The sequence below is a fragment of the Bradyrhizobium sp. IC3123 genome (genome assembly GCF_020193625.1).
GTDB lineage: Bacteria > Pseudomonadota > Alphaproteobacteria > Rhizobiales > Xanthobacteraceae > Bradyrhizobium > Bradyrhizobium yuanmingense.
Genome location: NZ_JADYVF010000001.1, coordinates 937,371 through 949,692, shown reverse-complemented (window position 1 = coordinate 949,692; position 12,322 = coordinate 937,371). Strand labels below are relative to the sequence as shown.

9 protein-coding genes are annotated in these 12,322 nt (G+C 65.3%); 6 read left to right on the top strand and 3 right to left on the bottom strand.

Annotation, left to right across the window (positions count from 1 at the left end; genetic code table 11):
* Positions 1-47 precede the first annotated feature (47 nt).
* Complete coding sequence (locus I6F20_RS04690) at positions 48-1,631, top strand: hypothetical protein (protein WP_225125227.1); 1,584 nt, start codon at positions 48-50, stop codon at positions 1,629-1,631.
* A gap of 118 nt (positions 1,632-1,749) precedes the next feature.
* Here the strand turns inward: I6F20_RS04690 and pyrG are convergent, their stop codons facing one another.
* From pyrG to tpiA, 3 genes are all read right to left on the bottom strand, one after another.
* Complete coding sequence (gene pyrG, locus I6F20_RS04685; protein ID WP_057030501.1) at positions 1,750-3,381, bottom strand: CTP synthase; 1,632 nt, start codon at positions 3,379-3,381, stop codon at positions 1,750-1,752.
* A 166-nt stretch (positions 3,382-3,547) separates the two neighbouring features.
* Entirely contained in the window at positions 3,548-3,931 is a 384-nt protein-coding gene (secG, locus tag I6F20_RS04680) for a preprotein translocase subunit SecG (protein WP_036009912.1), read from the bottom strand.
* Between the two features lie 140 nt (positions 3,932-4,071).
* The gene (gene tpiA, locus I6F20_RS04675; RefSeq protein WP_109143636.1) at positions 4,072-4,827 is read right to left on the bottom strand and encodes a triose-phosphate isomerase; all 756 of its coding nucleotides are present in this window, start codon (positions 4,825-4,827) and stop codon (positions 4,072-4,074) included.
* Positions 4,828-5,051: 224 nt separating this feature from the next.
* On the opposite strand from tpiA, the gene I6F20_RS04670 reads away from it, so the two are divergent.
* The 5 genes from I6F20_RS04670 to I6F20_RS04650 all read left to right on the top strand — a co-directional run bounded on the left by I6F20_RS04670 (position 5,052) and on the right by I6F20_RS04650 (position 12,253).
* Positions 5,052-6,950, top strand: a complete 1,899-nt coding sequence (locus tag I6F20_RS04670) for a SurA N-terminal domain-containing protein (RefSeq protein ID WP_109143635.1) — start codon at positions 5,052-5,054, stop codon at positions 6,948-6,950.
* A gap of 14 nt (positions 6,951-6,964) precedes the next feature.
* Positions 6,965-7,978, top strand: coding sequence for an anthranilate phosphoribosyltransferase (gene trpD / locus I6F20_RS04665; RefSeq protein WP_036025193.1), 1,014 nt, complete (start codon positions 6,965-6,967; stop codon positions 7,976-7,978).
* A gap of 8 nt (positions 7,979-7,986) precedes the next feature.
* On the top strand, positions 7,987-8,808 hold the full coding sequence (gene trpC / locus I6F20_RS04660; RefSeq protein ID WP_225125225.1) for an indole-3-glycerol phosphate synthase TrpC: 822 nt from the start codon (positions 7,987-7,989) through the stop codon (positions 8,806-8,808).
* A 1-nt stretch (position 8,809) separates the two neighbouring features.
* Positions 8,810-9,343: a cyclic pyranopterin monophosphate synthase MoaC gene (gene moaC / locus I6F20_RS04655; protein WP_036025198.1), complete on the top strand. Its 534-nt coding sequence runs from the start codon at positions 8,810-8,812 to the stop codon at positions 9,341-9,343.
* Positions 9,344-9,520: 177 nt separating this feature from the next.
* The gene (locus I6F20_RS04650) at positions 9,521-12,253 is read left to right on the top strand and encodes a bifunctional diguanylate cyclase/phosphodiesterase (protein WP_225125223.1); all 2,733 of its coding nucleotides are present in this window, start codon (positions 9,521-9,523) and stop codon (positions 12,251-12,253) included.
* Positions 12,254-12,322 lie beyond the last annotated feature (69 nt).

Sequence of the window (12,322 nt, the reverse complement as noted above, 5' to 3'; positions counted from 1 at the left end):
GAGAGCAATCGGCAAAACGACCGAAGCGATCAAAGGGGGCGAAGGCAATGACCTATTTTGATCTCGGACCCTACAGCCGCAAAATCACCACGACTTCGCCCGATGCGCAGCTCTGGTTTGACCGAGGGCTCAACTGGGTGTTCGGATTCAACCACGGCGAGGCGATCAAATGTTTTCGCAAGGCGCTCGAGTTCGATAGCAGCTGCGCGATGGCGCATTGGGGCATCGGCTACGCCGCGGGTCCCAACTACAACCTGCCCTGGGTCCGCTATGACGCACAAGGCCGTCAATTGGCGCTGGCGGGATCATACGATGCGACGCAGGACGCCCTCGCGCAGGCGGAGAGGGCGAGCCCGGTCGAGCAAGCGCTGATCCGCGCCTTGTCGGCGCGCTATCCGCAGCGTGAAGCGATCGAGGACATGGCGCCGTGGGACAAGGCCTTCACGCGAGAGATGCGAAAGGTCTTCGCCACGTATCCCGAAGATCTCGAGGTCCGAGCCATCTTTGCCGAATCGATCATGAACGAGACGCCGTGGCTGATGTGGGACCTTGAGTCTGGAGAACCCACCAAGGGCGCTGGCACCGAGGAATGCAGGGCCGTGCTCGAACAAGCTTTCGATCGATGGCCGGCTGCGTGGAATCATCCGGGGCTGCTCCATCTCTACGTCCACCTCATGGAGATGTCGCCCTTCCCGCAAAAGGCGATGCGGGCTGGGGACCGGCTGCGCGGGATCGCCCCCGATAGCGGCCATCTGATCCACATGCCGACGCATCTCGACGTGCTGTGCGGGCAGTACAACGACGTCCTGCTCTACAATCAGAAGGCGCTGGCGACCGACCGCAGATTCCTCGCTTATTCGGACGATCCGGGTGTCTACCTGGTCTATGTCATCCACAACTTCCACTTCGCCATCTACGGCGCGATGTTCCTGGGTCAATACGCCCCCGCTATCGCAGCGGCCGAGGAACTCATTGCCACCGTGCCCGAGCCAGTGCTGCGCATTCAATCGCCCCCCATGGCGGACTTCCTGGAAGGCTACTTGACGATGAAGCAGCACGTTCTCGTGCGTTTCGGCAAATGGCACGACATCATTGCCCAACAGCTACCGGAGGATCGCGAGCTATACTGCTCCGTGACGGCAATGATCCACTACGCCAAGGCGGTGGCTCATTCAGCGCTTGGCCACGTCACTGAGGCCGAAACCGAGAAAGCGTTGTTCGCTCAGGCGAAGACACGCGTGCCGGAGAGCCGGCTCGTGCACAACAACAAGGTCGTCGCCCTGCTCGGCGTGGCCGAAGCCATGTTGAATGGCGAACTGGAATATCGCAAAGCCAATTACGACTTCGCGTTCGCGGAGCTGCGCAGATCGGTCGCGCTCAGCGACGCCTTGCCCTATGACGAGCCGTGGGGATGGATGCAGCCACCGCGTCACGCACTCGGCGCGCTGCTGCTGGAGCAGGGACGAATCGAGGAAGCCGAGGCAGTGTACCGTTCCGATCTCGGCCTCGATGGAAAGCTGAGCCGGGGCCTGCCAGCATCCCGACAATCTGTGGTCGCTTCACGGCTTGCACGAATGTCTCATGCGGCGTGGCGACAGCGCCGAGAGGCCGCTGATCAAGCAGCGACTTGACCTCGCCCAGTCGCGCGCGGAGGTGCCGATCAAGGCATCTTGCTTCTGCCGCAGGATGGACATCGCGGCCGCGTAGCCGGACGTGCGAGCAAGACTTTGTCAGGGCAGACCGAGCCGGCTACACCAGCCGGCTCTGCTTCGCCGCCGCCTCGATGAACGAAGCGAACAGCGGATGCGGCTCAAAGGGGCGCGACTTCAGCTCGGGGTGGAACTGGACGCCGATGAACCAGGGGTGATCCTCGTACTCGACGATTTCAGGCAGCACGCCGTCGGGCGAGAGGCCTGAGAACTTCAAGCCGTGCTGCTCGAGGCGGTCCTTGTAGGCGGTGTTGACCTCGTAGCGATGGCGGTGACGCTCGGAGATTTCGGTCGCGCCGCCATAGACCTGCGAGACGCGGCTGCCGCGATTGAGCGTTGCAGGATAGGCGCCAAGCCGCATCGTGCCGCCGAGGTCGCCTGCCTGCGAGCGCTTCTCGAGCTCGTTGCCGCGCAGCCATTCCGTCATCAGGCCGACCAGCGGCTCCTTGGTCGGGCCGAACTCGGTGGAGTTGGCGTCCTCGATGCCGACGAGGTTTCGCGCGGCCTCGATCACCGCCATCTGCATGCCGAAGCAGATGCCGAAATACGGCACGTCGCGCTCGCGCGCGAACTGCGCCGCCCTGATCTTGCCCTCTGCGCCGCGCTGGCCGAATCCGCCGGGCACCAGGATGCCGTTGACGTGCTCGAGGAACGGCGCCGGATCCTCCTTCTCGAAGATCTCGCTCTCGATCCAGTCGAGATTGACCTTCACCTTGTTGGCGATGCCGCCATGCGAGAGCGCCTCGATCAGCGACTTATACGCATCCTTCATGCCGGTGTACTTGCCGACGATGGCGATGGTGACGTTGCCCTCGGGATTGCGGATGCGCTCGTTGATCTCCTGCCAGCTGCGCAGCTCCGGCGGAATCCGCGAGGCGATGCCGAAGGCAGCGAGCACTTCGTCGTCGAGGCCCGCATTGTGGTAGGCCTCGGGGACCGCGTAGATGTTGTCGACGTCGCGCGCCTCGATCACGGCGCTTTCGCGCACGTTGCAGAACAGCCCGAGCTTGCGCCGCTCTTCTTTCGGGATCTCGCGGTCGGTGCGGCAGAGCAGGATGTCCGGCTGGATGCCGATCGAGCGCAGCTCCTTCACGGAGTGCTGCGTCGGCTTCGTCTTCAGCTCACCGGCGCTGGGAATATAGGGCAGCAGCGTCAGATGGATGTAGACGGCGTGATCGCGCGGCAGCTCGTTCTTGAGCTGGCGGATCGCCTCGAAGAACGGCAGGCCCTCGATGTCGCCGACGGTGCCGCCGATCTCGACCAGCACGAAGTCGTAATCGTCGTTGCCGTCGAGGACGAATTCCTTGATGGCATTGGTGACGTGCGGAACAACCTGGATGGTCGCGCCGAGATAATCGCCGCGGCGCTCCTTGGAGATGATGTCCTGGTAGATGCGTCCGGTCGTGATGTTGTCGGCCTTGGTCGCGGGACGGCCGGTGAAGCGCTCGTAGTGACCGAGATCGAGATCGGTCTCCGCGCCGTCATCGGTCACGAACACTTCGCCGTGCTGATACGGCGACATCGTTCCGGGATCGAGGTTGAGATAGGGGTCGAGCTTGCGGAGGCGGACCTTGTAGCCTCGGGCCTGCAGCAAGGCACCCAGTGCCGCCGAAGCCAGACCCTTGCCGAGCGAAGAAACCACGCCGCCGGTGATGAATATGTACCGCGCCATGGGACTTAACCTCTAATCCCCTAAATACGATTCGCCAAAGCGATTCGTATTCCGCCCCAAAGATTTTGCGGGCCTGTGGGTGAGCCGAAACGAAGAGTGATGACAGTGCCTTGATGGGGATTGTTTATGCAGGACGGTAGCCACTGGCCTGCATGGCCCCCCTGCTTTATTGCGAGCGCGGCACCTGAGGACCGGTCGGAGCCGGTGCCTGCTGCTGCTCGTCGGCCTTCTTCAGTGAATCCAGGATGCCGCCCGAGGTCGGCGGCGCGATCGGCGACCCGCCGGCCGGCTGGGTCTGCGAGGGCTGGCCGATGATCGACGACGGCTTGCGGTCGTAACCGGCATACCAGGACAGGAACAGGCTGGTGAGGAAGAAGCCGACGGCCAGGATCGCGGTGGTCCGCGTCAGAAGGTTCGCCGTGCCGCGGCTTGACATGAAGCCCGCGCCGCCGCCCATGCCGAGGCCGCCGCCTTCCGACTTCTGGAGCAGGACGGCACCGATCATGACGGCGACGATCATGAGGTGGATGACGATGACAACGGTCTGCATGATATCCTTCCGTCACAAGCGGGCGGCGCCTGACGGCGGCCGATCGCGCTTCGCGGGTTTTCCTGAAGTTGCGCGGTGTTACACGATCGGAGGTGGCATTGCCACCCCCGATCGGGCCCGGTCCCGCGGTTTGGACTTAGCTAGGGGCAGCCCTTAGCGATCGCAAGGAAATCGGCCGCCTTCAGGCTGGCACCGCCGACCAGAGCCCCGTTGACGTTCTTCACCGCCATCAGTTCGGCCGCGTTCGAGGGCTTGACCGAGCCGCCGTAGAGGATTCGCATCGTCGCGCCCTCAGCCTTGAACCTGATGGTCAGGAGTTCCCGGATAAACCCATGAATCTGCTCGACATCCTTGGCTGTGGGGGTCAGCCCGGTGCCGATCGCCCAGACCGGCTCATAGGCCACGACCAGATTGGCCGCCGTCGAGCCCTCTGGCAGCGAGCCGTCGAGCTGGCCGCGCAGGATGTCCAGGGTCTGGCCGGCGTCGCGCTGGCCCTGCGTTTCGCCGATGCAGACGACCGCAACGGCCCCGGCGCGCCAGGCCGCCTCGGCCTTCTGCCGGATCAGCGCGTCTCCCTCCCCGTGGTCGGCGCGGCGCTCGGAATGGCCGACGATGATGGCGGTCGCGCCTGCATCGGCGAGCATTTCGGCGGCGATATCGCCGGTGTGGGCGCCGAAGGCCTTGGGGTGGCAGTCCTGGGCCCCGACCGCGACCTTCTTGCCGCGCGCCTTCTCGGCGAACGCCGCAACCAGGGTCGCCGGCGGGCAGACCAGCAGGTCGGCCTTGCCAGCCACGTCTGCCGCCCCGTTGAGCATGGCGTCGAATTCAGCAGCCTGGGCTTTCAGGCCGTTCATTTTCCAATTGCCCGCGATCAGCGGTCGGATGGCGTCGGTCATGTCAATGTCCAGCAGAATGAGGTTTGTTCATGCGCTAGCAGAGGTGCTCCTGCAGTTCCAGAGACCAGAGGCCCTTTCGCCGCAGCCTCAAGTGGTCGCCCGGGGCGAGGTTGCGGGGGGAAAGCCGCCACTTTATGATGATCTATCAATTTGGTGACGCGCTTTTGCGGAATCTGCATTAAGACGCGCTCCCGTTCCCCTCCTGACCAAACAAGTTGGACCAAATGCTCCGAGGAATACGCAAGGCCTCATCGAACTGGCTCGGCAAGATCGTTATGGCCGTGGTGATGGGCGTGTTGATCATCAGTTTCGGCATTTGGGGCATTGCCGACATCTTCAAGGGCTTCGGCCAGTCCACGGTCGCCAAGATCGGCAGCACCGAGATCTCGCTCAACGAGTTCCGCCAGATCTACACCGACCGCCTGCAACAGATCAGCCGCCAGTTCGGCCGTCCGTTGACGCCCGACCAAGCGCGCGCGTTCGGCCTTGACCGCCAGGTGCTGCAGCAGACCATTGCCGAGGCCGCGCTCGACGAAGAGGCGCGCCGGCTCGGCCTCGGCCAATCCGACGAGCAGATCCGCCAGCTCATCATGAACGACCCCAACTTCAAGGGTATCGGCGGCAATTTCGACCCCAATCGCTTCCAAGCCTTGATCCGCAATTTCGGCTACACCGAGCAGCGCTATGTCGCCGAGCAGCGCAAGGTATCGCTGCGCCGGCAGATCACCGGCACGGTCGGCGCCGGCCTCGAGCCCCCGAAGGCCATGGTCGACGTCCTGACGCGCTACCAGAACGAACAACGCTCGATTGAATTCGTCCGGCTCGACGCCGCGCAGGCCGGTCCGATCGACCCGCCCTCGCCCGAGGCGCTTGCCGCCTATTTCGAGGATCACAAGGTCCAGTTCCGCGCGCCCGAATATCGCAAGATCTCCTTCGTCGTGGTCTCGCCGGAAGAAATCGGCAAATGGACCGAGGTCTCGGACGAGGATGCCCGGAAGATGTTCGAGCAGCGCAAGGACCGGCTCGGCACGCCTGAGAAGCGCCAGATCCAGCAGATCGTCTTTCCGAACGTTGCCGAAGCGCAGGCCGCTCGCGAGCGCCTCGTCGGCGGCACGTCGTTCGAGGACATCGGCAAGGAACGCGGGCTGAGCGCCTCCGACGTCGACCTGGGGCTTGTGACTAAGTCTTCGCTCGCGCCCGCCGTCGGCGATGCCGCGTTCGCGCTGCCTGCCGGCGAGATCAGCCAGCCGATCCAGAGCGGGCTCGGCGTTGCGATCGTCAGGGTCGACAAGATCGAGCCGGGCGCCGAGGCCGACTACGCCAAGCTTGCCGGCGACATCAAGCGCGAGATCGCGACTGAGCGTGCACGCGTCAAGGTCGCCGACCTCCGCGACAAGATGGAAGACGAGCGTGGCGGCGGCTCCAGCGTGATCGACGCGGCGCAGAAGCTCGGCCTCACCGCCGTGACCATCGAGGCCGTCGACCGCTCCGGCCGCGCCCCGAACGGCCAGCCGGTCGCCAACATCCCGCAGGGCCTCGACGTGGTTTCGCAGGCCTTCAACACCGACGTCGGCGTCGACAACGACGCGATATCGTTCAAGGGTGGCTATGTCTGGTACGACGTGCTCGCCATCACGCCCTCGCGGGACCGCAATCTCGACGAGGTCCGCGACCAGGTCGAGGCGCGCTGGCGCCAGGACCAGATCGCCGCCAAGCTGAAGGCCAAGGCGACCGAGATGGTGCAAAAGCTCGATGCGGGCGGCAAGCTCGCCGACGAGGCCACCGCCGTCGGCGCCAAGGTCGAGACCGCGACGGGCTTCAAGCGCGACGACTCGCCCGCCGGCGTGCCCGGCACCGTCGTGGCGGCGGCCTTCCGCACCGCCAAGGACGGCATCGGACAGACGGCCGTGAGCGGCGGCAGCGAGGTGATCGTGTTCCGCGTCACCGACATCGTCGATCCCGCGGTCGACTTTGCCTCCGACGCGGTCAAGAAGCTGAAGGAGAGCCTCGACCGCGCCCAAACCGAGGAGCAGGTCGCTTCCTACGTCAACAAGCTTGAAACCGACATCGGGACCACCATTAATCAGGCCGCCTTCGCGCAGGTGACCGGCGCGAACCAGTGAGTTGAAAGCACGCGATGGACGACCTGAAATCGATCATTGGAAAAGTGGCGACCGGCGCCAGCCTGTCGCGTGACGAAGCCGCTTCCGCCTTCGATGCCATGATGAGCGGCGAGGCCACGCCCTCGCAGATGGGCGGGCTCTTGATGGCGCTGCGGGTGCGCGGCGAGACCGTGGACGAGATCACCGGCGCGGTCGCGGCGATGCGCGCGAAGATGCTGACCGTGCAGGCGCCGCCGGAGGCAGTCGACATCGTCGGCACCGGCGGCGACGGCTCCGGCTCGGTCAACGTCTCGACTTGCGCGTCCTTCATCGTCGCGGGCGCCGGCGTGCCCGTGGCCAAGCACGGCAACCGCGCGCTGTCGTCGCGCTCGGGCGCCGCCGACGTGCTGGCCTCGCTCGGGGTGAAGATCGATCTCAAGCCGGAGCAGGTCGGCCGCTGCGTGCGCGAATGCGGCATCGGCTTCATGTTTGCCCCCGCCCACCATCCCGCCATGAAGAACGTCGGCCCGACCCGGGTCGAGCTCGCCACGCGCACGATCTTCAATCTGCTCGGTCCCCTGTCGAATCCGGCCGGCGTGAAACGGCAGATGGTCGGCGTGTTCTCCAGGCAATGGGTACAGCCGCTGGCGCAGGTGCTGAAGAATCTCGGCTCCGACTCCGCCTGGGTGGTGCACGGGTCCGATGGTCTCGACGAGATCACCCTCACCGGCCCGACCTTCGTCTCCGCGCTCCACAACGGCGAGATCCGGAATTTCGAGGTGACGCCGGAGGAAGCCGGGCTCCCGCGTTGCGAGGCCGGTGCGCTCAAAGGCGGTGACGCCGATGCCAACGCGATCGCGTTGCAGAGCGTGCTCGACGGCAAGCCGAGCCCCTATCGCGACGTGGCGCTGCTCAACGCAGCCGCCGCGCTGGTCGTGGCCGGCCGCGCCAAGGACCTCAAGGAGGGCGTCGCGATCGGCGTCCGCTCGATCGACAGCGGCGCAGCCAACGCGAAGCTGAAGCACCTGGTCACGGTCTCCAAGAGCTGAACTCCCGCATGTCCGACATCCTGACCAAGATCGAGAGCTACAAGCGCGAGGAGATCGCGGCGGCGAAGCGAGCGCGTCCGCTCTCCACCGTCGAGGCGCAGGCCAAGGCCGCCTCCGCGCCGCGCGGCTTCCTGCGCGCGATCAAGGCAAAGCACGCCAAGGGCGGCTACGCGCTGATTGCCGAGATCAAGAAGGCCTCGCCCTCCAAGGGACTCATTCGCACCGATTTCGACCCGCCGGCACTCGCAAAGGCCTATGAAACCGGCGGCGCTGCCTGCCTGTCGGTGCTGACCGACACGCCCTCGTTCCAGGGCCATCTCGACTTCATGGTAGCCGCGCGCGAAGCAACCTCGCTCCCCGTGCTGCGCAAGGATTTCCTGTTCGATCCCTATCAGGTGGTCGAGGCCCGCGCACACGGCGCCGACTGCATCCTGATCATCATGGCGGCGCTCGATGACGCCGCGGCAAGAGACCTCGAAGACGCCGCCCTCGCCTACGGCATGGACGTCTTGATCGAGATCCATGACCGCGCCGAGCTCGACCGGGCGCTGAGACTTCGCTCGCCGATGATCGGGGTCAACAACCGTAATCTTCGGACCTTCGAAACCACGCTCGCGACCAGCGAGGCCTTGGCGCCGCTGATCCCTTCGGACCGGCTGATGGTCGGCGAGAGCGGCATCTTCACGCCCGCCGACCTCGCCCGGCTCGAGCGCGTCGGTATGTCGACGTTCCTGGTCGGCGAGAGCCTGATGCGGCAGGCCGACGTCACGGCGGCGACGCGCGCGCTGCTCGCGCGCGAGGCGACGGCACGCGCGGCGGGCACGCGCTGACATGGCGCGCAAGCCGGCGAAGACCATTTCAGCCAAGACGAAGCAGGCCAAAGCAAAGGCCGGCCCCGCCCTCACCCATATCGGCGCCTCCGGCGAGGCGCGGATGGTCGACGTCTCGGACAAGCCAGCGACGGAGCGGCTGGCGGTCGCCGAGGGCCGCGTCGTCATGACCAAGACGACGCTCGATCTGATCGTGTCCGGCAACGCCAAGAAAGGCGACGTGCTCGGCACCGCGCGCATCGCCGGCATCATGGCCGCCAAGCGCACCTCGGAGCTGATCCCGCTCTGCCATCCGCTCGCCCTGTCGAAGGTCATTGTCGATATCGAGCCTGACGCCAAGCTGCCGGGCTGCGTGGTACGGGCCACCGTGAAGGTGACGGGACCGACCGGCGTCGAGATGGAGGCGCTCACGGCGGTGTCGGTCGCCTGCCTCACCATCTACGACATGATCAAGGCCGTCGAGCGCGGCGTGCGCATCGAGGGCATCCATCTGGTCGAGAAGCTCGGCGGCAAATCCGGCCATTACCGCGCCTGAAGCGGGCTTGCGTTAGCGCCCCACTTTCGCGCCGCGCGCATGGATTGCTTTTGCGCGCGGGTATTCACGTCTCGTTAACCGCGCTTCCTAACTTTGCTTCCACACCGTCACCGTAAACCAACGGATGTTCTCGGGGTCCTGAATTGATCCTGACGTGTGCGCGGCAACGAATCCAGCATGAAGATGAAACTCGGCAGTCGTCTCTTTGACCAGGTCTTCGTGCGCAGCGGCCCGATCCGCTGGCTTGTGGTTGGCGGCACGCTGCTGATCGCGGCCATCGCCATAGGCTCGGTCCTGATGGCGCAGAACTTCCGGGAGCGGGCGCTGCGCAATTCCGGTCGCGAGCTGGAAAACACCGTGCTGCTGCTTGCTCATCATTTCGATCAGCAATTGCAGGATTTCGCCGTCATCCAGAAGGGTTTCGTCGACTACGTCCGCACCACCGGAATTACCACCGGAGAGGAGTATCGCAAGCGCCTCTCGGGCGAGGACGTGCACCGGATGCTGCGGTCGAAGATCGAGGCGCTGCCCTATATGGGCGGCCTCAACATCATCGATGCCGAAGGCAATCTGATCAATTCGTCGACCGCATGGCCGACGCCCAAGGTGAATGTCGCCGATCGCGCCTACTTCCGCACCTTCAAGTACGATCCCTATGCGCCTGATGTCCTGATCGAGCCGCTGCACAGCCGCATCTCCGGCGCGTGGACCATTCTGGTGGCCCGGAGGGTCGTCGGGCCACGCGGCGAGTTCCTCGGCGTGGTCGGACGCGGGATCGAACCTGCCAATTTCGAGAAGTTCTTCGCCTCCGTGGTGCTCGGCGAAGGCGCGACGATCTCGATGCTGCATCGCGACGGCACACTGCTCGCCCGCTATCCGCAGTCCGGCGAATTGATGGGGCGAAACTTCAAGACCGGACCGTTCGAGCATCAAAGGGTGTTCGGGCTCGATCATTTCGCCGGCCGCTTCAACAGCCCCGTCGACGGCGAGGACCGGCTGATCTCCTCCCGTGCCCTGCCCCACTTCCCGATCCTGGTGATGGCCACCACGACGCGCGCAGCGGCCTTGGCTGACTGGCGCGAGCAGATCGGCATTCTGATCTCGATCGCAGCCTCTTCCGCGCTCGCGATCGCAGGCGTGCTGATTGCCGTCGTGCGCAAGCTGCTGGAGCAGCACCGCCTTTCGCGCGAACAGCTGACGCTGGAGAAGCAGCGGCTCGACCGCGCCGTCAACAACATGACGCAGGGCCTGTTGCTGTTCGATTCCGAGCAGCGGCTCGTGGTCTGCAATCAGCGCTACATCGAGATGTACGGCTTGTCGGCCGAGATCGTGAAGCCCGGCTGCAGCTTTCGCGACATCATCGCCCATCGCAAGACGACCGGCTCGTTTACCGGCGACGTCGATGCCTACGCCGCGCGCGTCCTGAAGGACATTCATCTCCGCAACTCCATGGTGGTCGATACCGCCGACGGCCGCTCGATCCACATCCTCAACGAGCCGCTCGCGGATGGCGGCTGGGTGGCGACCCACGAGGACATCACGGAGCGCCGGCGCATCGAGGAGCGCATCACCCACCTCGCCCATTACGACGCACTGACTGACCTGCCCAACCGCGCCATGTTCCACGAGCATCTGCGGCAGGAGCTGGCCGCGGCGCGCGACGGCGAGCAGACCGCGGTGCACTACATCGACATCGACGAGTTCAAGGGCGTCAACGACGCGCTCGGCCATCTCGTCGGCGACGAGCTGTTGAAATCGATCGCGACCAACCTCCGCCGCTGTGCGGGTCCCGCAGACTTTGTGGCGCGACTCGGCGGCGACGAATTCGCCATCGTGCAGGGCGCGGTAACGTCGTTGGATCAGGTCAACGAGCTCGTCGCGCGCGTCTTCGAAACCATCCGCACGCCGGTCGACTGCATGGGCCATCATCTCACCAGCGACGCCAGCATCGGTATCGCGCTCGCGCCGGAACACGGCACGGCGCTCGACCAGATCCTGAAGAATGCGGACATGGCAATGTACGCGGCCAAGTCCGCCGGACGCCACACTTACCGCTTCTTCGAGCCGGACATGGACGCCAAGGTCCGCGAACGCCGGCAGCTCGAGGGCGACCTGCGCCACGCCATTGCGCAAGGCGGCCGCGAAGGCGGGCTGGAGGTCTATTACCAGCCCTGCCTCGGCCTGAAGGACGACCGCATCACCGGCTGCGAGGCTTTGGTGCGCTGGCGCCATCCCGAGCGCGGCTGGGTCTCGCCGGCGGATTTCATCCCGATCGCCGAAGATACCGGCCTGATCAACGAGATCGGCGAATGGGTGCTGGCGACCGCGTGCCGGGACGCGGCAAGCTGGCCCGACGACATCCGTCTCGCCGTCAACGTCTCGCCGGTGCAGTTCAAGAGCGGCACGCTGGCGCTGAAGATCATGGCGGCGCTCGCCACGTCGAACCTGCCGGCGAGCCGACTCGAGCTCGAGATCACCGAGGCGGTCCTGATCCGCGACGACGATGCCGCGCTTGCCATCCTGCACCAGCTCCGCGCCATCGGCGTGCGCATCGCGCTCGACGATTTCGGCACCGGCTACTCGTCACTGAGCTATCTGCACCGCTTCCCGTTCGACAAGATCAAGATCGACCGCTGCTTCGTCGAGGACATCGCCCGTCCCGACGGCTCCGCCAGCATCGTTCAAGCCGTCGTCAACCTGGCGGCCGCCCGTCGCATGACAACGACGGCCGAGGGTGTCGAGACCGAGGAGCAGCAGCGCCTGCTGCGCACCCTCGGATGCTCCGAGATGCAGGGCTATCTGTTCAGCGCCGCCAAGCCCGCCGACAAGATGCTGGAGTTGTTCGCGCTGCATCGCAGCCGGCTCGCCCGGCGCGAAGGCAGCGAGAGCCGCCGCCGCGAGGTCGGTTAGGTCGAAACGGCGCTGCAAACGAAATCGCCCGGAAGCGGTCCTCCGCTCCCGGGCGAAACATGATCCGGA